A 22,209-nucleotide genomic window follows, 5' to 3' on the forward strand; every position below is an offset into this window, starting at 1 on the left:
GCTCAGCGGCGCAGGGCCTCGACGCCCGGCAGCTTGCGGCCTTCCAGCCATTCGAGGAAGGCGCCGCCGGCGGTCGAGACGTAGGTCAGCCTCTCCTCGACTCCGGCCGCGGCCAGCGCCGCCACCGTGTCGCCGCCGCCGGCGACGCTGACGAGGCCGGCCTCGGCCGTCAGGCGCGCCGCCTCCTGGGCGACGGCGACGGTCGCGGCGTCGAAGGGCTTGGTCTCGAAGGCGCCGAGCGGACCGTTCCAGACCAGTGTCCGCGCCGCCGCGAGCGCGCCATTGACCGCCGCCACGGTCGCCGGGCCGATGTCGAGGATCATGCGGTCGGCCGGCACCGCACCGATCGCGACCGTCGTCGTCTCGACGCCCGGCGCGAGCTTCGCCGCCACCACGGCGTCGACGGGCAGGACGAGCTCGCAGCCGGCCGCCTTTGCCGCCGCCTCGATCTCGCGGCAGGTGTCGACCATCTCGCGTTCGCAGAGCGAGGCGCCGACATCGACGCCGCGGGCGAAGAGCAGCGTGTTCGCCATCGCCCCGCCGATGACCAGCCGGTCGACCCTGGCGACGAGGTTGCGCAGCAGGTCGAGCTTGGTGGAGACCTTGGAACCGCCGACGATGGCGACGACCGGCTTTTCGGGCGTCTCCAGGGCGCGCGCCAGCGCCTCGCACTCGGCCTGCATCAGGCGACCGGCGGCGGACGGCAGCAAGTGCGCCAGCCCCTCGGTCGAGGCGTGGGCGCGGTGGGCGGCCGAGAAGGCGTCGTTGACGTAGATCTGGCCGAGTTCCGCCAGCGCCCGGGCGAACTCGGGATCGTTCTTCTCCTCGCCCTTGTGGAAGCGCAGGTTCTCCAGCAGGGCCACGCCGCCCGGCGGCAGCGGGTCGATGACGGCGGCCGCCGGCAGGCCGACGCAGTCGATGCCGAAGGCGACCGCACGGCCACCCAACGCCGCCGAGAGGGGGGCGACCAGGGGTGCCAGCGAGAGCGCCGGGTCCTTGCCCTTCGGGCGCCCGAAATGCGACAGCACGACGACCCTGGCGCCGCGGTCGGCGAGCTCGACGAGGGTCGGCGCCAGCCGCTCGATGCGGGTCGCATCGGTCACCCGGCCATCGGCCATCGGCACGTTCAGGTCCGCGCGCACCAGCACGGTGCGGCCGGCGACGTCGAGATCGTCGAGGGTGCGGAAGGGCGCGGTCATGGTGCTTGGGCTCCGGGCGAGGGCGTGGGTGCGCGCCCGTCATATCCGCGGGCGCCGCGGCGAGTCCAGCTTGACCCGGTGCCGGCGGGCCCCACATCGCCGGCATGCCGAACGCACTGGAACGCATCGCCTTCCACGCCGCCGAGCGCCTGCGCCGGTCCTGGTTTCGCGGCCACTGGCTGGCGGCGGCGGCACTCGACCGCGGGCGGCGGCCGTCGGGCGAGGGCGGACCCGGCCGCGCCGCCATCGACGCCGATCTCGACGCGCTGGTGGCGGCCGACTGGGCGGCCGTCGAGGCCGGCCACTATCTGCTGCCGGCGAGCCTGCTGGAGCGGCCCGGGCGGGCGATCGCCGACAGCCGGGCCTTCCTCATGGATCTGCCGAAGGTCGCCCGCCGCCGCCGCGAGCAGGGCGTCCGCGAGGCCGCGGCGGAGGCGGGGGCGGCGCGACTGCCGTCCTACTACCGGCAGAACTTCCATTTCCAGACGGGCGGCTGGCTGACGGCGGAATCGGCCCGGCTCTACGACTTCCAGGTCGAGGTGCTGTTCGCCGGCGCCGCCGACGCGATGCGCCGAGGCGCCCTGCCGCCGCTCGGCGACGCGCTGCGGCGGGCGGGGCCCGGCGCCCGCATGGCCGACCTCGCCTGCGGCACCGGCCGGTTCCTGGAAGCGGTCAAGGACAACTGGCCGCGGACGGCGGCGCTCGGCTTCGACCTCAGCGCCGCCTACCTCGCCGCGGCGGCGCGGCGTCTGGCCGGCCGCCGCCGCCTCGGCCTCGTCCAGGCGCCCGCGGAACGGCTGCCGCTCGCCGACGGCAGCCTCGACGCCGTGACCTGCATCTACCTTTTCCACGAACTCCCGCCGCGGGTGCGGACCGCGGTCGCGGCCGAGATCGCCCGGGTCCTGCGGCCGGGCGGCCGGCTCGTCCTGGTCGACGCCCTGCAGACCGGCGACCACCCGCCCTTCGATCCCTTGCTGGCCCGGTTCCCGGCGATGTTCCACGAGCCCTATTTCGGGAGTTGGCTGGCGCTCGATCTCCCCGGGCTGTTTGGCGCCGCCGGACTGTCGCCCGGCCCGGCCGAGCGCCGCTTCCTGTCGGCGACCCGGGTCTTCGACAAGCCCGCCGCTTGAGATTTGGGCCGTTTCGGCCGAGTGTGCCGGCGGTTCGATCCAGGGAACGGGCGGTACCGGCATGTCCGGGACGGGACTATTCGATCTGGCCGTCATCGGCGGCGGCATCAACGGCGCGGGCATCGCCCGCGACGCGGCGGGGCGTGGATTGTCGGTCCTGCTGGTCGAGGCGGACGACCTGGCGCGCGCGACCTCCTCGGCGTCGAGCAAGCTCATCCATGGCGGCCTGCGCTACCTGGAGCAATACGAGTTCCGCCTCGTCCGCGAGGCGCTGACCGAGCGCGAGGTGCTGCTGGCGATGGCGCCGCACATCATCTGGCCGCTCGCCTTCGCGCTGCCGCACCAGCCGCACCTGCGGCCCGCCTGGATGATCCGTGCCGGGCTCTTCCTCTACGACCATCTCGGCGGCCGGAGGAAGCTTCCGGGTTCGCGCGGGGTCGACCTGCGGCGCACCGGTTACGGCGCCGGCCTGCGGCCCGAACTGACGCGAGGCTTCGTCTATTCCGACTGCTGGGTCGACGACGCCCGGCTGGTGGTGCTGAACGCGATGGACGCGCAGCGCCTCGGCACCGACGTCCGCACCCGCACCGAATGCGTCTCGGCGCGGCGCGCCGGCGGGCACTGGGAACTGCGGCTGCGCCGCCGCGACGCGACGGAGGCGGCGGTCGCCGCGCGGGCGCTGGTCAATGCCGCCGGCCCCTGGGCCGACCGGGTGGCGGGCACCGTCATGGGCGCCAACCGGACGCCGCCGCTCCGCCACATCAAGGGCAGCCACATCGTCGTGCCGCGCGTCCACGACGGCGACCATGCGCTCATCCTGCAGAACCAGGACCGGCGCGTCGTCTTCGTCATTCCCTACGAGGGCCGGTTCTCCCTCATCGGCACCACCGACGTCGCGATCGCGGGCGATCCCGCCGGGGTCTCCGCCAGCCCGGAGGAGATCGCCTATCTCTGCGGCGCCGCCTCGCAGTACCTGGCCAAGCCGGTGACCCCGGCGGACGTCGTCTGGACCTACGCCGGCGTGCGGCCGCTCTACGACGACGGTTCGGCCAACCCGTCGGCGGTGACCCGCGACTATGTCCTGAAGCTGGAGGCCGACGCCGGCGAGGCCCCGGCGCTGCATGTCTTCGGCGGCAAGATCACCACCTACCGGCGCCTCGCCGAGCACGCGCTGGAGAAGCTCGCGACCGTGCTGCCGGGGCTGAAGCCGGCCTGGACCGCCGGCTCGTCCCTGCCCGGCGGCGACATGGCGGACGCCGATTTCGACGGCTTCTGTACCGGCCTCGCACGCCGCTATCCCGGACTCGACCCCGCCTGGCTGCGTCGGCTGGCGCGCCGCCACGGCACCATGGCGTCGGACGTGCTGGGGGACGCCCGGACCCCGCCCGACCTCGGACAGCATTTCGGCGCCGGCCTCTATGCGCGCGAGATCGATCGCCTGCGCCGCGCCGAATGGGCCGAGGCGGCCGACGACGTCCTGTGGCGCCGCACCAAGGAGGGCCTGCACCTGACGGCGAACCAGCGCGCCGCCGTCGCCCGCTACATGGCCTGAGGCCCCGATCCGCCCCCCATTCCCTTCCAGTCCAGCGAGTTCCGGCATGACCCAGCATTTCGACCTAATCGTCCGCGGCGGCACGCTCTACGACGGCACCGGCGCGCCCGGCCGGTCGGCCGATGTCGGCGTGGTCGGCGACCGCATCGCGGCCGTCGGCGATCTCTCCGCGGCGACCGCCGGCGAGGTCTGCAACGCCGCCGGCAAGGCGGTGGCGCCCGGCTTCATCGACGTCCACACCCACGACGACCGGGCGCTGCTCTCCAATCCCGACATGACGATGAAGACGAGCCAGGGGGTGACCACGGTCGTCGTCGGCAATTGCGGGGTCAGCCTGTCGCCGCTCGCGATCGACCGGCGCCCGCCGCCGCCGCTCGACCTGCTGGGCGACCAAGAATGGTACCGTTTCCCGCGCATGGCCGACTACATGGCGGCCGTCGACGCGGCGCCGGCCGCGGTCAATGCCGCCTGCCTCGTCGGCCACGGCACGCTGCGCGTCGGGGCTATGGACGATCTCCTGCGTCCGGCGACGGAGGCGGAGATCGCGGCGATGAAGGAGCGCCTGGCCGAGGGGCTGGCGGCGGGCGCGATCGGCATGTCGACCGGGCTCTTCTACCGGCCGGCCAACGCCGCCCCGACCGAGGAGGTGATCGCGCTGGCCGAACTGCTGGAACCGGCCGGCGCCCTCTACGCCACCCACATGCGCGACGAGGGCGAGGGGGTGATGGACTCCCTGCGCGAGACCTTCCGCATCGGCCGCGAGGCTGGCGTGCGGGCCATCGTCAGCCACCACAAGGTGATCGGGAAGCCGAACTTCGGCCGCTCCGAGGAGACCCTGGCCCTCATCGACCGCACCCGTCGCGATCAGGACATCGGCCTCGACTGCTATCCCTACGTCGCCGCCTCGACGGTGCTGGATTCGAGCCGGCTCGAGCGCAGCAGCCGGGTCATGGTCACCTGGTCGACGAAGCACCCCGAGGTCAGCGGCCGCGACCTCGCCGACATCGCCGCCGAGTGGGGCGTCAGCCAGGTCGAGGCCGTCGACCGCCTGAACCCGGCCGGCGCCATCTATTTCATGATGGACGAGGCCGATGTCCGCCGCATCCTCTCCTATCCGCACACGATCGTCGCCTCCGACGGCCTGCCGCACGACAGCCACCCGCATCCGCGCCTGTGGGGCACCTTCCCGCGCGTGCTCGGCCACTATGCCCGCGACGTCGGCCTCTTCCCGCTCGCGGAGGCGGTGCGGCGGATGACGTCGCTGCCGGCCGAGCGCTTCCGGCTGACCGGACGCGGCACGATCGCCGTCGGCGCCCATGCCGACATCACCGTGTTCGACCCGGCGACGGTGATCGATTCGGCGACCTTCGAGGCCCCGGCCACGCCCGCCCGCGGGATCGAGCGCGTGTTCGTCAACGGGCGTGCGGTCTGGGCCGACGGCGCCGCCACCGGCAACCGCCCGGGCCGCCTGCTGCGCCGGCAGGACCTGCAGGGCGCGGCGGCCTGACGCGCCGTCCGCCCGGCTCCGGCGACCGCAAGCCGGTCGACGGGTCGGGCGGCCGGCGGCAGAATACGGGGCATGAGCAGCAGCAACGGTCATAGCGGCGACGGCAATGCCGACGGCCGGCCCGAAGGACGGTCCGCCGCGGCCGACCGCCCGCCGGCCGACGGACCCGTTGCCGATCTCCTCGACCGGCTGATCGAGGCGGTCGCGGTCGTCGATGCCGGCGGCGGGCTCGCCTATGCGAATGCGGCCTGGCGCGGCCTGATGGCGACGCCGGACGAGGCGCCGGCCGCGACCGCCGCGCGCCTCGCCACGCTGCCGCATTTCGTCCTGCGGTCCCTGCCGTTCGGCCCGGACGGCACCGCTCTGCTCGCCCGCCAGGACGAACCGCACCTGCTGCGCGAGATCCTGGACCATCTCGGGAGCACCGTCGCCGTCTACGACGCGGGCGAGCACTACCGCTACGGCAACGCCGCCTTCCATGCGCTCTACGGCCATCACGGTGCCGAAGAGAAGCTCGTCGGCAAGACGTTCGAGCAGATGCTGCGCGCCACCCTCGCCGCCGGCGTCGCGACCGATGTCCAGGCCGTGCACGACCCCGAGGGGTACGTGCAGCGGCGCCTCGCCGAGTTCCGCGACCACCGGCCGGGGGAATCCGAGCGGCTGTCGCCGTCGGGCCGCTGGGACCTGCTCCGCACCACCTACACGCCGTCCGGCCTGCGACTGTCGATGCGCACGGAGATCACCGGGCAGAAGCGCATCCAGGAGGAACTCCGGCGCGCCAAGGAGCGGCTGGAGGTCGAGGGGGCCGCCCAGGCCCGCTTCGTGGCGCGCCTGAGCCACGATCTGCGCACGCCCCTGTCGGCGGTCCTGGGCTATGCCGAACTCATCGAGTCGGAAGTGCTGGGACCGCTCGGCTCGCCCAAGTACCAGGAATATGCGGCACTGATCCGGCAGTCGGGCCGCCAGCTCCTCGCTCTCGTCGAAGGCCTGCTGGAGATGAGCCGGACCCAGGCGCGGCGCGGCGAGATGCGCGAGGAGCCGGTCGACCTGGGGGAGCTGCTGCGCGCCGAGATCGCGGGCTTCGAGCAGCCGGCGCGCGACAACGGGACCCAGCTCGCGCTGATCCTGCCGAGCGGGCTCCCGCACCTGCGGAGCGACCCCCGGATGCTGCGGCAGATGGTCCAGGCGCTGGTCGGCAACGCGATCCGCCACACCGCCGACGGCGTCGTCTCGGTTTCGCCGCGCCTGCGCGAGGACGGCGGCATCGACGTGACGGTGCGCGACACCGGTGCCGGCATGTCCGAGGCGGTGCTGGCACGGATCGGCGAGCCCTATTTCCAGGGTCCGGGATCGGGCCCGGTCGCGGAGGCCGGCGCCGGGCTCGGGATCGCCATCGTCAAGGAACTGCTGCTCCAGCATCAGGGATGCTTCCATGTGACGAGCGCCCTCGGCAGCGGCACGGCGGCGACCCTGTCCTTCCCCGCCGAGCGCTCGATCGTCGGAACGGCGACCACGCCATGACCACTCGGCCGAGGGACGAGCGCGAGCAGCTGGCCGACTGGCTGGACACGGTGCTCGACGCGGTCCGCGCCGACGCGGCCGGGCGCGACCTCTCGTCCGGTGCCGCGCTCTATCGGGAGGTCTTCGACTGCCTCGACGACTCGGTCGTGGTCTTCAGCCCCGACGACCGCTACATGATCGGCAACGAAGCCTACCATCGGCGCTATCCCCACCTCGCCGACGACGCGGAACTGGCCGGCCGCTCCTTCACCGAGATCGTCCGCTACGCCATGGACCGCGGCGACATCGTCGACAAGCAGGCGATCGAGGACCCCGAAGCCTATCTCGCGCGGCGGCTCGAGCAATTGCGGCAGCCGGACGGAACGCGCCGGGAACAGCTCAATTCCGACGGCACCTGGGACATCCTGCGCCTGGTCCTGACCTCCGACGGCTTCCGGCTGTCGATCCGCAGCGACGTCACCGAGCAGAAGCGGGTTCAGGAGGAACTGCGGGGTGCCCTCGAGGGGCTGGAGCGCGAGGGCGCGCAGCGCGTCTCGTTCATCGCCAAGCTCAGCCACGAACTGCGGACCCCGCTCACCGCCATCCTCGGCTATGCGGGCATGATCGAGGGCGAGGTGGTCGGGCCGGCCGGGCCCGAGCGCTATCGCGAGTACGGTTCGGCCATCGTCCAGGCGGGGCAGCGGCTGCTCGACCTCGTCAACCAGATCCTCCAGCTCAGCCGCATCGAGGCCGGCCGGATGGAGGTGGCGGAGGGCGCGATTGACCTCGTCGACACGCTCCGGCGCGAGATCACCGTCGTCGAACCGGCGGCCCGCGACAACCGCACGCTCCTCGCCCTCGACCTGCCGCGCGCCTTCCCCCGCCTGCGCGGGGACGTGCGCCTGGTCCGGCAGATGATCCTCAACCTGCTGTCGAACGCCGTCCGCTTCACCCGCCGGGGCACCGTGTCGGTGTCGCTCGCCCAGCGCGCCGACGGCGGCATCGACCTCTCGATCGTCGATGACGGGGCCGGCATGGCGCCCGACATCCTGGCGCGCGCGGGCGATCCCTATTTCCGCGGCCCGGCCCAGGCCGCCGGCGGCGACACGGGCGCCGGCCTCGGCCTGGCCGTGGTCAAGGAACTGATGGCGCTGCACCAGGGCCGGCTCGTCCTCGCCAGCACGCCGGGCCAGGGGACGACGGCCACGCTGTCGTTCCCGGCCGAGCGCACGGCGGCCCTGGTCGAGGCGGCGTAGCCGGCGCCATGGCCAAGGACAAGGACGCGGCACCGGAGTCCGGCCCCGGCGGCGATCGCGACGACGGCGATCCCGTCGCCCGGCTCGCCGGCCTGACGGCCGACCTCGACCGTGAGGGAACCGGGGTCGCGGTATTCGCCCCCGACGGCCGGCTGGTCCATGCCAACGCCAGCCTGCGGCGTTTCCTGGCCGGCCGCGACCCCGAGGCGGCGCTGCAGCCGGACGATTCCGGCCGCGTCCATCTGCCGGACGGCCGGACCGCCGCGGTCCGTCGGCTGCCGCTCGCCGGCGGCGCGTGGGCGGTTCTCGTCCCCTCGCCCAAGGACGACGCCGACTTCCTCCGCCAGGTGCTGGACAGCATCGACACCAGCACCGTCGTCTACGATGCGGAGGACCGCTATCTCTTCGGCAACGTCGCCTATCACCGCCGCTACCCGCATCTGCCGCCGGAGGAGGAACTGGTCGGCCAGACCTTCGAGCAGATGCTGCGGCGGACAATCGCCGCCGGCGCCTTCGCCGACGCCCAGGCCGAGCACGACCCCGATGCGTTCGTCCGGCGGCGGGTCGCGGAATTCCGGGCCAACCAGCCCGGCATGACGGAACGGATGACCGATTCCGGCGAGTGGGAGAAGGTCCGTGTCGTCACCACGCGGCACGGGCTGCGGCTGTCGCTGCGGACGCGGATCACCGAGATCAAGCGGGTGCAGGACGCGCTGCGCCAGGCCAAGGAACGCCTCGAGGGCGAGGCCAGCCAGCGCATCGCCTTCGTCCGGCGGCTGGGCCACGAGTTCCGCACCCCGCTGTCGGCCGTCCTCGGCTATTCGGAGATGATCGAGCAGGAGGTCCTGGGGCCGCTCCCGACGCCGAAGTACCGGGACTATGCATCGCTGATCCACCAGTCCGGCCAGCACCTTCTCGAGCTCGTCTCCGGCCTGACGGACGAGGCCGACGACCGGCGCCCCGTGCTGCGCGAAGAGGCGATCGACCTGGCCGACCTGCTCGGCCGGGAGATTCCGGTGGTGGCGCCGATCGCCCAGGCCGGTGCCGTGCAACTGGTCGTCGCCGTCGAGGACACGGTGCCGCGCCTGCGGGGTGACCCGCGCATGGTGCGCCAGATGCTGTTCAACCTGCTGTCGAACGCCGTCCGCTTCAGCCCCGGCGGGATCGTCAGCACGTCGGCGGTGCGGCGCGAGGACGGCGGCATCGCCGTCCGGGTCGAGGACAACGGCGTCGGCATCCGGCCCGAGGTGCTGGCGCGCCTCGGCGAACCCTACTATCGCGGCCCCGACAGCCCCGGCCAGCCGACGGGGACCGGCCTCGGCCTCGGCGTCGTCAAGGAACTGATCGCCCTGCACCAGGGACGACTGGTCCTCGACAGCGTGCCCGACAAGGGAACGACTGCGATCCTCGAGTTCCCACCGGAGCGGTCCGTCGCGCCCGACGAACCGCTCCGGGAGAAGGCGCCCCTACCGGGTTAGCGCAGGTCGGGCCAGGGTCGGCCGCCTCAGGGCAGGGGATCGAGCGGCCAGATCGGCCGGCGCAGTTTCGAGAAGTCGAAGCGCGACAGCTCCGGCGTGGTGAGCGCCCCCGTGTCCACGGTCAGTACGCGCCGCGCCATCGGCGCGAAGGTGGCGCGGAAGTGCTGGGAGGATTTTACCACCAGCACGTTCTTCTTGGTCGGGTCGATGCCGACCGAGAGGAAATGCTGGCGGTCGATCGTCTGGAAGCGGTTGCTGGCGAGGATGATCTCCATCTCGCCGACCTGCAGCACCGCGACCTTGCCCATGTTCGAGCGCACGCCCTTCGACATCGGTCCGTCGAAGGTGAGTTCGCCGTCGCCGAGATACCGGACGACGCCCTTCACCGGCAGCGGCGGGCCGCCGAACTCGGGGTCGATCTTGCCGCCGATCGCGAGCTCGACGGTGGCGCCGACGCCGGCCTTGCGGCAGGCCTCGACCGCCTCGGGATCGGTGATCGAGGACACGGCGACATCCCTGACGCCGCCGGCGAGCAGGCCACGCAGCAGGTTGGTGGCATCGCCGTAGCCACCGCCGCCGGGGTTGTCGGTATAGTCGGCCAGCACCAGCGGCTTGCCGCTCGCGTCCGGCCGGCGCGCGATCGAGACCGCCTCGCCGACCGTCGTTCGCTGGGTCGAGCTGTTGGCCCGGTTCTCCCAGCAATAGTCCATGAGCGCGTCGGCGATGGCGCGGGCGCGCTCCGGCTGGCCGTCATGGGTGACGGCGACGGACGGCCCGGCGTCGCGGATGTTGGACCGGGTGAAGCCGGCATGGACGCTGACCACGAGGATGCCCGGCTCCTTCTCGAAGGCGTCGGCGCGGCGCAGCGCCTCGGTCATCACGCCCTCGATGGTCGTCTTGCCGCCGTCGAAGCCCAGCAGCGTCGGCCGGTTGACGACCACCGCCTGCGGCCGGATCTCGCCGTCCAGCGTCCGCTTCATCAGGGCGGCGGCCTGCTGTGCCCGCTCGTACTGGTCGATGTGCGGATAGGTGCGGTAGGCGATGACGATGTCGGCGTGCCGGCACATCGTCTCGGTCACGTTGGCGTGCAGGTCGAGCGTGATGGCGATCGGCACCTTGGGGCCGATGCGCTCGCGGATGCGGGTCAGGAGTTCGCCCTCCGCATCGTCCGCCCCCTCCGCCACCATGGCGCCGTGGAAGGCGATCAGGATGCCGTCGAACGGTTCGGCGAGGGCGTCGAGGACGGGGCGGGTCAGGGCCTCCCAGGCCTCTTCCGTCACCGTGCCGTTGGGCGTGGCGGCGGCCGAGATCGGCAGCCGCACGTCCCAGCCGTAGGTTTCCGCGGCGTCGAGGAACCCGGCGATCTCCGTCCGGGTCCCGCGCATCGCCTGGATCACCGAGGCGTCGCCGAGATGGAACATGCGGCGCTGGAACGCGGCGAGGTCGGTCTTCAGCCGGGAGAAGGTGTTGGTCTCGTGGGAGATGTGGACCAGCAGCAGGCGCGGCATGACAGGGGTCCTCACTTCTTCAGCTTGGCGAGGTCGGGGATCGGGCGCGCGGTGCGCGGGTCGCGCTCCAGCACCTGCTCGAGGGCGTTGGCGAAGGCGAGCAGCTTGAGGTCGCCGCGATGCGGTCCGATCACCTGGAGACCGAACGGCGTCCCGGTGGGCTCCAGCCCGCACGGCATGCTGAGCGAGGGATGGCCGGTCAGGGTGATGCCGTAGGTCAGCGCCAGCCAATGGAAGTAGTGGCGCAGCGGCTCGCCGTTGACGTGGGTGACGTAGAGCTGGTCGACCGGGAAGGGCGGCACCGGCACGGTCGGCGAGATCAGGAAGTCGAACTCGCGGAAGAACTCCTGGAACGACCGGAAGATGCGGGTCTGCGCCTTGTGGCCCTCGGCGATGTCGAGCGCGGTGAACTTCAGCCCCTGCTCGTAGTTGGCGACGATGTTGGGGCCGAGCTTGTCGCGGTGCTTCTCGTAGCGCTCGCGGTGCGAGGCGAGGAAGTTCTGGGCGCGCATGGTGTCGAAGGCGAAGTCCGCCCCCTCCATGTCGGGATCGCGCCAGGCGGCCTCCTTGAAGACGTGCTTGAAGAGGTCGACGCGCTCGCGGAAGGTCGCGCGGATGCGGTTGTCGACCGGCGCGAAGCCCAGATCCTCGGAGAAGGCGACGCGGAGCGAGGCGAGGTCGCAGCGACCGGGCCGCGCGAAGGCCGCCGGGTCGACGGGGCCGGCGAAGGGGTCGCGGCTGTCGTCGGAGACCATGGCCTCCATCAGGAGGCAGGTGTCGGCGACGTTGCGGCCCATCGGCCCGACGACCGAGAGCGCGGTCCAGCCGAGACCGCGCCGCTCCGACGGCACCAGGCCCGGCGACGGCCGGTAGCCGACGATGCCGGAGAAGGCGGCGGGGATGCGCAGGCTGCCGCCGGTGTCCGAGCCGGTGCAGATCGGCAGCATCGAGGTCGCGAGCGCGACGCCCGAGCCGCCCGACGAGCCGCCGCAGATGCGGGTCGGATCCCAGGCGTTGCCGGTCGGTCCATAGACCGGGTTGTTGGTGTTGGCGCCCGCCCCCCATTCGGGGACGTTGGTCTTGCCGACGACGATGGCGCCGGCGGCGCGCACCCCCGCCACCATCCGCTCGTCCTTGGCCGGCACATAGTCGGCGAAGAGCGGCGAGCCCCAGGTGGTGCGGAGGCCGCCCGTCTCGTTCAGGTCCTTGATGCCGACCGGCAGGCCATGCAGCGGCGGCAGCGGGTCGCCGCGCATCACCGCCTCCTCGGCCCGCCGCGCCTCGTCGCGGGCGCGGTCGACGCACATCGCGGTGACGGCGTTGAGGACCGGGTTCACTTCCGAGATGCGGACGAGGCAGGCTTCCAGCAGTTCGACGGGCGAGAGCTGGCGGGTTCCGATCAGGCGGCGCAGTTCGACGGCGGGCTGGTCGACGAGCTGGGTCATGGGAATGTCCTTTCGAGCGGTCGAATTCCGTGTGGGATGGCGGCCCGTGGCAGCGGGCGAAGGCATGCTTCCGGTCGGCGGCTCAGGCGGCGCGGGCCGGCGTGCCCGGCTCGCCGAGGTCCCAGAAGATGCCGGCCATCATGCGCAGGCCCTCGCGGGCGATGGGCGCCAGCATGTGTTCGTCCGGCGCGTGCTGGGAGCACGAGGCATAGGAGTGCGGGACCCAGACCGTGGGCGTGGCGAGCGTCAGCGCGAAGGCGTGGTTGGGCAGCGTGCCGCCGAGGTTGGGCAGCAGCGCCGGCCGTCGGCCGAGGGTGCGCTCGACCGAGTCCGCGGTCCAGACGACCCAGGGATGCTCGGGATCGAGCCGGGTGGCGGGTGCCGCCTCGCCGCGCGACCGGCTGACCTGCACCATCGGGAAGCCGTGGGCGTCGAACCAGCGGCGCAGCGCCGGCAGGAACTCCTCCGGGTCGGAGCCGACGACGTAGCGGATCTGGCAGTGGGCGGTGGCCCTGGGCGGGATGGCGTTGACCGGCTTGTCGGGGTTGCCGGTGCGCATCGCCAGCACCTCGAAGCTGTTCCAGCCGAAAACCCGCTCGGCCGGCGACATCCCGGGCTCGCCCCAGTCGGGGTCGATCTCCGGCCCGTCCTCGCCGCCGTCGACGATGAGGCCGGAGAGTGCGGCGCGCACCGAGTTCGTCATCGGCGCGGGGCGCCATTCCGGCACGCGGATGGCGCCGGTCGGGCTGGTCAGGCTGGCCAGCGCATGGGCCATCAGGATGCCGGGATTGGCGAGCAGCCCGCCCCAGTTGCCGGAATGGTGGCCGCCCTGGCGCAGGTCGATCGTGAGGTCGAAGTTGAAGGCGCCGCGCGTGCCCATGTAGAGCGTCGGCTGTCCGGGCTGCAGGCGCGGCCCGTCCGAGCCGATCAGCACGTCGCTCGCCAGCCGGTCGCGATGGGCGGCGCAGAAGGCGTCGAGCCCGGGGGAGCCGACCTCCTCGCCCATGTCGATGAGGATGCGGGAATTGAAGCCGAGCCGGCCGCGCAACTTCAGGACCGCGGCGATCGCGGCGAGGTTGATCGTGTGCTGGCCCTTGTTGTCGGCGGTGCCGCGGCCATAGATGCGCTCGCCGTCGAGGTCGAGCTGCCAGGGCCCCTTGCCTTTCGTCCACTGCTCCTCCTGGCCACGGACGACGTCGCCATGGCCGTAGGTGAGCACCGTCGGCAGATGGTCGCCCTCGTGGCGCTCCGCCACCAGGAAGGGCGGGCCGCCGGCGACCGGGTTCTCCAGCACCTCCCAGCGATAGCCGAGCCCGGCCAGCGCCGGCCCGATCTCCGCGTTCAGGTACTGGTAGAGGACGGGGCGCCGGTCGGGGTTCTGGCTCTCCGTCGGGATGGCGACGCGGCGCGCGAGGTCGGCATGGAAGGCGCCGGAATCGAAGTGCCGCTCGATTTCCTGGATGACGGCATCGCGGGACATGGCAAGGGCCTCGCCGGTTCGGATCGAATCGGAATGTCGTGGCGCGGCCGCGCGGGACCGCTCGCGGAAGGACCTCGACAATATGCCGGAAATGATGCGACCGGCCAGCGGGAAGCCCTTGGAAGGGTCGGGCCGGCGAACCAGAATGACGGCGAGTCGAGGCCCGCTCCGGGGCGGCGCCGTCGTCGGAACGAACGATCCAGTCCGGGGTGGAAGCGATGAATCTCGAGCGTGCCGTCAATCTCGACGACCTGCGCCGCATGGCCAAGCGGCGGCTGCCCAGGATCTGCTACGACTTCATCGAGGGCGGCGTCGACGGCGAGGACGGGCTCGACCGGGCGGTCGACGCGTTCCGCAACTACCGCATCGTGCCGCGCTTCATGGTCGACGTGACCCAGCGCAGCCAGAAGACGACCCTCTTCGGCCGGGAATATGCCAGCCCCTTCGGGATCGCGCCGACCGGCCTCGCCGGCCTCTTCCGTCCCGGCGCCGACATGATGCTGGCCGAGGCGGCGCGCGACGCCGACATCCCCTTCATCATGTCGGGCAGCGCCACCGGCTCGATCGAGGACCTGGCGCGGGTCGCGCCCGAGCACGGCTGGTACCAGCTCTATCCGGCCAAGACGTGGAGCATCTCGGAGGGGATGGTGGCGCGCGCCCGCGACGCCGGCCTCTCGACCCTGGTGCTGACCGTCGACGTGCCCTGTCCTTCGAACCGCGAGCGCAACATCCGCAACGGCTTCGCCCGCCCGCTCCGGATGAGCCTGCGCACCCGTCTCGAGGCGCTGCTGCACCCGGGCTGGATGATGGAGTACCTGCGCACCGGCACGCCGATGTTCGACAACTGGGCGCCCTATGCGAAGCCGGGCGCCACCGCCGACGAGGTGGCGGATTTCGTGGTCGCGGAATCCTATCCGCCGCTGACCTGGAGCGACGTCGAGAAGCTGCGCCGCCTGTGGCCGCGCAACCTCGTGCTGAAGGGCATCATGCATCCCGACGACGCGATCCGGGCGGCCGACCTCGGGGTCGACGGGATCATGGTGTCGAACCACGGCGCCCGCCAGCTCGACCGGTCGCCGGCGCCGCTCGACGTCCTGCCGGCGGTGGTCGAGGCGGTGGGCGAGCGGATGACGGTGATGCTCGACGGCGGCGTCCGCCGCGGCAGCGACGCACTGATCGCCCAGTGCCTCGGCGCCAAGCTGGTCTTCATGGGCCGGGCAACGCTCTACGGCGCGGCGGCGGCCGGCAAGCCGGGCGTCGACAAGGCGCTCGCCATCATGCGCCGCGAGGTCGACCTCGCCATGGCGCAGATGGGCTGCCCCGCGATCGACCGGCTCGGGCCCGACTTCCTGATGTGGGAGAAGCCGGAGGACCGGCTGCGCAACCGGCGGATCTGAGGGTCAGCCCGGGGCGGCGACCGCTGCGCGCAGGAATTCCGGCGCGATCATCCGCCGGCAGACGGCGTGGTCGAAATAGCGGAAGTCCGGGTGGTTCCGCACCGATACCCCCGGCGGCAGCAGGGCCCCGGAAACGGCGCCGGAGCGTGCGAGCGCGTAGCCGAGGGACAGCTGGTCGCGGCGGCTGTGGCGGGCGATCTCGTGCCACCACAGCCGGCATGCGGCGCGGACGCCGGGTTCGCCGGGACGCAGGACGAAGAAGTTGGTTTCCCACAGGCCGGCGCCTGCCGGGACCCCCAGCGCGCGATAGCGCTCCATCTGCGCGTCGATGATTGCGGGATCGTCGCGCGCCATGGCCTTGCAGGCCTCGGCCTCGGCGAAGACGCAGTCGCGCTCGGGATGGGGCACGAGCCCGATGCCCCAGCCGGCGGCGGCCACGCGCTCGGCATGGGCCAGAGGGTCGCCGCGAAGCAGCACGTTGCCGTCGATCCAGGCGATCGCCTCGTAGCCCTCCGCCAGCGTCGTCAGATGGGTCTTGGCGAAGCGGGCGACGCGCACCGGATCCTCGTGCCGGAAGGGGATCGGACGCACGTCCCACAGGCCGTAGCCGTCGGTCGGACGATCCGAGAAGCAGAGATAGTCGACGGCCGGGTCCGGGCGGTCCGGCACCATCAGCGTCTCGTAGCCGCCGACGATCGCCGTGCAGACCGCCATCGGCGCCCGGGCGCCGCGCGGCCGGGCGCGGTAGCGGGCGAGGCGCCGCTCCAGGTCCGGCGGCGGCTGCCAGTCCTGGACGACGGGCAGGGCGCGACCTTCGCGCCGGCCGTGCCGGAGATAGTGGACGAGCGGATTGAGCCCGGCCGCATCGACGTCGGGATGGTCCGCCAGATAGGCGGCGCCGTGGAAGCGCGGCCCCGTCGCCCGGTGCCACAGGGCCGGTTCGGAAAGGTAGGCCCGGAGCAGCGCCTCGGCCGAACCGGGTTCGCCCGGATGCCGGCGCCGATACCAGTCCGCATCGAATAGTCCGGACCGCTGGGCGAGGCGAAGCGCATGGTCGGCACAGGCTTCGCGCCCTTCGGCGGCGCCGAAATCCCGATAGTGCCGGACCGGGTCCTGCCCCGACGCGGCGACGTCGGGATAGCGGGCGAGGTACCAGGCGGGATCCAGCAGGTCGGTGTCCATGGCCGCGGCCGGCGTCGGCGGCCGCGGCAGCCGCCCTTCCCGCGCGCCGAAGCGCAGATAGTGGTGCAGCGGGTCGATCCCGGCGGCCGCCACGTCCGGGTAGCGCGCCAGATACCAGTTCGCGTCGACGACGGCGGCAACGGTCGCGGGGCCGGGCGCGTGGAACTCGAAGACGAGGTAGCGGGCGGGCTCCGGTCCGGGGTTCTCCATCCCGTGCGGTTCGCCCGCCGGATGGAACAGCACGGCCCCGGCGCCGACCTCCCGGCCCAGCGTGCGGACGCGGCCGGACAGCACGAAGATGACGATGTCGTGCGGATCGACATGGGCGGGATAGCCGCCGCCCGGCCGGACGGTGGTGCGGTGGGCATGCAGCTTGCCGAGAAACTGCGTCGGGCCCTCGAAGATCGGCCGGATGGCGACGCCGTCCCGGCCGGGCGTCGCGGCCGCGCCGGGATCGGCGTCGGACTGCACGGCCAGTGCCGTGTCCACGGCCGCGGCCGGTCCCGACCACTTGATCATCGCGTAGCTGAGAGGCCCGGGGCCGGCATTGCGGATCGTGTGGTGCTGGTAGGCGGGATAGTAGGCGGCGTGGCCGGTCCCGGCGGCGATCCGCCGCGGCGCCGGGTCGTCCGGGCTCGCGGCGATCGTCAGTTCCGCCGCGCCGTCGAGGACGACCAGGATTTCCTCCTCGATGTGCCTGTGCGGCGGATGCGGCTGGTGGCCGGGGGCCAGCACCGAGGCGTGGCAGGTGAAGGCGGCGAGATTGGGCGCCCGCCCCGACAGCAGGGGATGCGGCTGCCAGGCGGCCCCGGCCGGGCGCGGCAGTGGCAGGGCGAGGGGGAACACCCGCTCCCGCGGCAGGCTTCCGGCCCGTTCGGGCGGCAGGACCAGCCGGTTCGCGCGCGCGTCGCCCGCCCCGAGCACGGCCAGGACCGGCGGTCGCGGCTGGTCGAGGAAGGCGAACGGCCATTCCAGGCGGCGCGAATCGAGAATGCGGACCGGAGTGGCCGCCGCGGCGTACTGCAGCAGGAGGGCGCTCCGCGGCGGCCCGCCGCGCCGGTTGCGCGAGCCGTGCCAGGTGCGCCCGTGGAACAGGATCGCCAGCCCGTCGGCGACCGGCGGGGTCTCCAGCGTCGCCTCGGGATCGGTCTCGCGGGCGATCGCGAGAACGTCGGCGTCGGCGAGCTCGCTCCGTCGCAGGCCGCGGCGATGCAGTTCCTCCTGGATCGTGCGCGGCAGCCGGTGCGAACCGCGGACCAGGGTCAGCCCCGACGCGACGCCGGTGTTCTCCAGTCCGATCCAGACCGAGACGAACCGCCCGTCCGGGGCCGACGTCTCGATGTCCGTGTGCCAGGTGTGGACGTCGCCCGGGCCGCGGCGGACGATCGAGGCTCCCCAGAGGATCACCTCGTCGCCGAGCAGCGGGCGCAGGAGGCGCAGGATCGCCGGGGTGCGCGCGATGTCGGCGAACAGCGGATCGGTGGCGGCGCGACCCTTGTTCCAGTCGAGCGGGGGCGGATGGGAGCCGGCGGCTTCGTGGCGAAGCAGAAGCGCGCACTGCGCCGCGGTGAGCACTGCCGCCGGTCCGACGAAGCCGTCGCGCGCGAACCGCTCGCGCCCCGTCAAGGGCTCCGGCATGACGGGGAATGCGGCGTCAGGACGCCTCTTTCATCTGGGTGTCGTAGAGATGGCACTCGACATGTCCGGTCGCGGTCGGCAGCGGCTTCGGCGCGATCGTCCGGCACACGGCCATGGCGTGCGGGCAGCGCGGATGGAAGGTGCAGCCGGGCGGCGGGTCGATCGGGTTCGGGAAGGCGGTGCCGAGATGGGCGTCGGGGACGCCCAGTCCCGGCTCCGGCGTCAGCACCGAGGCGAGCAGCGCCTGGGTGTAGGGGTGCTGCGGGTCGCGGAAGAGCTGGTCGGTCTCCGCCTCCTCGACGATGCGCCCGAGATACATGACGGCCACCCGGTGGGCCATGTGCTCGACGACGGCGAGGTTGTGGCTGATGAGCAGGTAGGTCAGCCCGAGCTCGCGCTGGAGGTCGAGCAGCAGGTTCAGGATCTGCGACTGCACCGAGACGTCCAGCGCCGAGGTCGGCTCGTCGCAGATCACCAGTTCCGGCCGCATGATGAGCGCGCGCGCAATCGCCACGCGCTGGCGCTGGCCGCCGGAGAGCTGGCTCGGGTAGTTGTCGGCGTAGCGGTGGGGCAGGCCCACCATGTCCATCATCTCGCGGACCTTGGCCGGCCAGTCCGACGGCGACCCGACGCGGTGGACCTTGAGCGGCAGCTGGATGATGTCGCCGATCGTCTTGCGCGGGTTGAGCGAGGAGTAGGGGTCCTGGAAGATCGGCTGGATGCGCCGCGCCGTCGCCCGCCGGTCGAGCGTCGACAGTGCCTGGCCGCCGATCAGGATGTCGCCCGAGGAGGGCGGCAGCAGGCCGAGCAGCATGCGCGCCAGCGTCGACTTCCCGCAGCCCGATTCCCCGACCAGCCCCAGCACCTCGCCCTTGGCGAGCCGGAGCGTCACGCCGTTGACGGCATGGAGCGGGCGCTTCGGCTTGAGGAAGCCGGTGCCGATCTGGAAGGTGCGGAAGACGTTGGCGGTTTCCAGGATCGGGGTCATGCGGCCACCGGACGCGCCTGGTTGGCGATGCAGGTTTCGACCGGCAGGACGCAGCGGTAGGCGCGGCCCTCGCCGAGCGCGGTGAGCGGGACCGGTCCGGCCGTGCAGGCCGGGGTCGCGTGCTCGCAGCGGTTGGCGAAGCTGCACTGCGTCGGATCGCCGAAGAGTGCCGGAACCACCCCCGGGATCGAGCCCAGATGCGCACCCCGCTTCGTCCGGCCCGGCACCGGGATGCAGCGCAGCAGCCCCTGCGTGTAGGGGTGGAGCGGACGCGAGAAGACCTCGTGGACCGTGCCGCTCTCGACGATCTCGCCGGCATACATGACGGCGACCCGGTCGGCGACGCGGGCGACGATGCCGAGGTCGTGGGTGATGAGCATCACGCCCATCTGCAGCTCCCGCTGCAGGGAGGCGAGCAGGTGGAGGATCTGTGCCTGGATGGTGACGTCGAGCGCCGTCGTCGGCTCGTCGGCGATGATGAGCTCGGGCCCGCACATCAGCGCCATGGCGATCATCACCCGCTGCCGGAGGCCGCCGGAGAGCTGGTGCGGATACTGGCCGAGGCGGCTGGCGGCGGCGCTGATGCCGACCTTCTCGAGGAGGAAGACGGCCCGTTCCCGCGCCTCCCGCCGCGACGCCCGGCGGTGGCGCAGATAGGCCTCCTCGAGCTGGTTGCCGACCGTGTAGGCCGGGTTGAGGCTGGTCATCGGCTCCTGGAAGATCATCGCCATTCGGTTGCCGCGGGCGTCCGACATGGCGCGCTCGTCCATCGCCTGGAGGTCGGCGTCGCCCAGCATGAGTCGGTCGGCGGTGCGCTTCGCCCGCTTCGGCAGGAGATTCATGATCGACAGCGAGGTCAGCGACTTGCCGCAGCCGGACTCGCCGACGATGCAGAGCGTCTCGCCGCGCTGGACGCTGAAGCTGATGCCGCGCACCGGCACCAGGGTGCCGGTGGCGATCGGGATTTCGACCCGGAGGTTCTGGACTTCGAGGATGGCGCTCATCGGTTCCCAGTCAGTTCCGGTTCTCGGGCGCGGTGACGTCGCGCACGCCGTCGCCCAGCAGGTTGATCGAGAGGACGAGGAAGAAGAGGCAGATGCCCGGCAGCGTGATCATCCACGGGCTGAAGAACATGTCCTCCTTCGCTTCCGACAGCATCAGGCCCCAGGACGGCAGCGGCGGCTGGACGCCGAGGCCGAGGAAGGACAGGGCGGCCTCGAGCAGGATGGCGTTGGCCATCTCGACCGTCGCCACCACCACCAGCGAGTTCAGGATGTTGGGCAGGATCTCGCGCAGAAGGATGTAGGGCGTCGAGCAGCCGATCGCCTGCGCCGCGGTGACGTAGTCGAGCGAGCGCGCCTGCATGGTGACGCTGCGCATGACGACGGCGAAGCGGTCCCAGAGGAGGAAGCCCAGGACCAGGATCACCACCTCCAGCGATCCGCCATAGAGCGCGACCACCGCCAGCGCCACCAGCACCACCGGCATCGACAGCCGCGTGGTGACGAGGAAGGTGACGACGAGGTCGACGCGGCCACCGAAATAGCCCGCGAGCACGCCCAGCGTCGTACCGATGATGCCCGACAGCAGCATCGTCGCGACGCCGATCAGGAGCGAGATGCGGGCGCCGTAGATGAGGCGCGAGAGATAGTCGCGCCCGACCTTGTCGGTGCCCAGGACATGGTCCCAGGTCGCCTTCGGGTCGTCCCAGAACCAGGCGTGCCAGATCGGCGGCAGGCGCCTTGTGGCGAGGCTCTGGGCATAGGGGTCGTGCGGGGCGATGAACCAGGCGCCGGCCGCCATCGCCAGCATGAGGCCGAGGACGACGATGCCGAACATCAGGCTGCGATGGCCGAAGATGCGGCGGCGGAGCAGGGCCGCGGGGCTTGGCGCCAGCATCTGCTCGGGCGACAGGCGGCCGGGGCCGATCAGGGTCGAGGTCGACATGGCCGTCACGCCACCCGGATGCGGGGATCGAGGTAGGCGTTGAGGAGGTCCGCCACCAGCGTCAGCACGATGTAGAAGAGCGAGATCAGCAGCACGATCGCCTGCACCACCGGGATGTCGGAGCGGCTGATCGATTCCCAGGCGAGGAAGCCGACGCCATGCAGGGCGAAGATCGTCTCGATGACGACCGAGCCGCCGAGCATGAAGCCGAACTGCACCGCCGCCAGCGACACCACGGGGATGACCGCGTTGCGCAGCGCGTGCTTGAAGAGGACGGTCCCCGGGCGCAGGCCCTTCGCCCGCGCGGTCCGGATGTAGTCGGAGGCCAGCACCTCGATCATGCCGGCGCGCGTCAGCCGCATGAAGGCCGGCGTCGCATAGTAGCCGAGCGCCACCGACGGCATGACGAAGTGCAGCCAGGTGTCCGAGCCGGAGATCGGCAGCCAGCGCAGCACCACGCCGAACAGGATGATCATCATCAGCGCGAACCAGAAGGTCGGCAGGGCCTGCCCGAGCACGGACAGGGAGAGCGCGACCCGGTCGACGGCGGAGTTCGGCTTCAGCGCGGCGACCACGCCGAGCGGGATCGACAGCAGGAGCGCGAAGGCGAGGGCGCAGACGCCGAGCGTCATGGTCACCGGCAGCCGCTCCGCGAGCAGGGTGGCGACCGGCCGGCGCATGCGGAAGGATTCGCCGAACTGGCCGGTGAGCGCGCTGCCGAGCCAGTCGGCATACTGGACGATGTAGGCCCGGTCGAAGCCGTAGGCCTTGCGGATCGCCTCGATGTCGGCGGCGGTGGCGGACTCGCCGGCCAGCGCCTTGGCCGGGTCGATCGCCGCATTCGTCAGGGTGAAGGTGATGCCGGAAACCGTCAGCACCACGAGGAAGGCCAGTACGAGACGCTTCAGGGAGTAAGCGAGCATCGGGTCGCCCGGGGCTGGAGAGGAAGGACGCTCGGAAGCGCCGCTCGGGATCGGTACTCGTGCCGGGACTCGTGGCAGT

General features: G+C 72.2%; 16 protein-coding genes. 7 read left to right on the plus strand and 9 right to left on the minus strand.

Annotated features, from left to right (window positions below):
* Positions 1-2 precede the first annotated feature (2 nt).
* The gene (pgk, locus tag ACE3Q3_RS05005; protein WP_374442800.1) at positions 3-1,199 is read right to left on the minus strand and encodes a phosphoglycerate kinase; all 1,197 of its coding nucleotides are present in this window, start codon (positions 1,197-1,199) and stop codon (positions 3-5) included.
* A gap of 104 nt (positions 1,200-1,303) precedes the next feature.
* Between pgk and ACE3Q3_RS05010 the strand changes: the two genes are divergently transcribed.
* The 6 genes from ACE3Q3_RS05010 (at position 1,304) to ACE3Q3_RS05035 (ending at position 9,622) form a co-directional block, all read left to right on the plus strand.
* A complete protein-coding gene (locus tag ACE3Q3_RS05010) occupies positions 1,304-2,329 on the plus strand; it encodes a class I SAM-dependent methyltransferase (protein ID WP_374442803.1) in 1,026 nt (341 codons plus the stop codon).
* A gap of 61 nt (positions 2,330-2,390) precedes the next feature.
* A complete protein-coding gene (glpD, locus tag ACE3Q3_RS05015) occupies positions 2,391-3,881 on the plus strand; it encodes a glycerol-3-phosphate dehydrogenase (RefSeq protein WP_374442806.1) in 1,491 nt (496 codons plus the stop codon).
* Between the two features lie 46 nt (positions 3,882-3,927).
* Complete coding sequence (locus ACE3Q3_RS05020; RefSeq protein ID WP_374442813.1) at positions 3,928-5,388, plus strand: amidohydrolase family protein; 1,461 nt, start codon at positions 3,928-3,930, stop codon at positions 5,386-5,388.
* 72 nt (positions 5,389-5,460) lie between these two features.
* Positions 5,461-6,909 carry an ATP-binding protein gene (locus tag ACE3Q3_RS05025; RefSeq protein ID WP_374442832.1) on the plus strand — a complete coding sequence of 483 codons (1,449 nt, stop codon included), beginning with the start codon at positions 5,461-5,463 and terminating at the stop codon, positions 6,907-6,909.
* Positions 6,906-8,144, plus strand: coding sequence for a sensor histidine kinase (locus tag ACE3Q3_RS05030; RefSeq protein WP_374442835.1), 1,239 nt, complete (start codon positions 6,906-6,908; stop codon positions 8,142-8,144). Before ACE3Q3_RS05025 ends, ACE3Q3_RS05030 begins: the two co-directional genes overlap by 4 nt.
* Before the next feature lie 8 nt (positions 8,145-8,152).
* Positions 8,153-9,622, plus strand: a complete 1,470-nt coding sequence (locus ACE3Q3_RS05035; protein ID WP_374442839.1) for an ATP-binding protein — start codon at positions 8,153-8,155, stop codon at positions 9,620-9,622.
* 26 nt (positions 9,623-9,648) lie between these two features.
* On the opposite strand, the gene ACE3Q3_RS05040 is transcribed toward ACE3Q3_RS05035, so the two are convergent.
* The 3 genes from ACE3Q3_RS05040 to ACE3Q3_RS05050 all read right to left on the minus strand — a co-directional run bounded on the left by ACE3Q3_RS05040 (position 9,649) and on the right by ACE3Q3_RS05050 (position 14,055).
* Positions 9,649-11,130, minus strand: coding sequence for a M81 family metallopeptidase (locus ACE3Q3_RS05040; RefSeq protein WP_374442842.1), 1,482 nt, complete (start codon positions 11,128-11,130; stop codon positions 9,649-9,651).
* An 11-nt stretch (positions 11,131-11,141) separates the two neighbouring features.
* A complete protein-coding gene (locus ACE3Q3_RS05045; protein WP_374442848.1) occupies positions 11,142-12,575 on the minus strand; it encodes an amidase in 1,434 nt (477 codons plus the stop codon).
* Positions 12,576-12,657: 82 nt separating this feature from the next.
* A complete protein-coding gene (locus ACE3Q3_RS05050; protein WP_374442853.1) occupies positions 12,658-14,055 on the minus strand; it encodes a M20 family metallopeptidase in 1,398 nt (465 codons plus the stop codon).
* A gap of 218 nt (positions 14,056-14,273) precedes the next feature.
* On the opposite strand from ACE3Q3_RS05050, the gene ACE3Q3_RS05055 reads away from it, so the two are divergent.
* Complete coding sequence (locus ACE3Q3_RS05055) at positions 14,274-15,452, plus strand: alpha-hydroxy acid oxidase (RefSeq protein WP_374442859.1); 1,179 nt, start codon at positions 14,274-14,276, stop codon at positions 15,450-15,452.
* 3 nt (positions 15,453-15,455) lie between these two features.
* Here the strand turns inward: ACE3Q3_RS05055 and ACE3Q3_RS05060 are convergent, their stop codons facing one another.
* Genes ACE3Q3_RS05060 through ACE3Q3_RS05080 form a run of 5 tightly spaced genes read right to left on the minus strand, consistent with a single transcriptional unit; the run spans position 15,456 to position 22,130 of the window.
* Positions 15,456-18,272: a cupin domain-containing protein gene (locus ACE3Q3_RS05060; RefSeq protein ID WP_374442864.1), complete on the minus strand. Its 2,817-nt coding sequence runs from the start codon at positions 18,270-18,272 to the stop codon at positions 15,456-15,458.
* 16 nt (positions 18,273-18,288) lie between these two features.
* Positions 18,289-19,260 carry an ABC transporter ATP-binding protein gene (locus ACE3Q3_RS05065; protein ID WP_374442867.1) on the minus strand — a complete coding sequence of 324 codons (972 nt, stop codon included), beginning with the start codon at positions 19,258-19,260 and terminating at the stop codon, positions 18,289-18,291.
* A complete protein-coding gene (locus tag ACE3Q3_RS05070; protein WP_374442870.1) occupies positions 19,257-20,264 on the minus strand; it encodes an ABC transporter ATP-binding protein in 1,008 nt (335 codons plus the stop codon). The genes ACE3Q3_RS05065 and ACE3Q3_RS05070 overlap by 4 nt, the downstream gene beginning before the upstream one ends.
* Positions 20,265-20,274: 10 nt before the next feature.
* Entirely contained in the window at positions 20,275-21,207 is a 933-nt protein-coding gene (locus ACE3Q3_RS05075) for an ABC transporter permease (protein WP_374442874.1), read from the minus strand.
* A gap of 5 nt (positions 21,208-21,212) precedes the next feature.
* The gene (locus tag ACE3Q3_RS05080; RefSeq protein WP_374442877.1) at positions 21,213-22,130 is read right to left on the minus strand and encodes an ABC transporter permease; all 918 of its coding nucleotides are present in this window, start codon (positions 22,128-22,130) and stop codon (positions 21,213-21,215) included.
* Between the last annotated feature and the right edge of the window lie 79 nt (positions 22,131-22,209).

Source organism: Allostella sp., assembly GCF_041913585.1.
In the GTDB taxonomy this organism is placed as follows: domain Bacteria; phylum Pseudomonadota; class Alphaproteobacteria; order ATCC43930; family Allostellaceae; genus Allostella.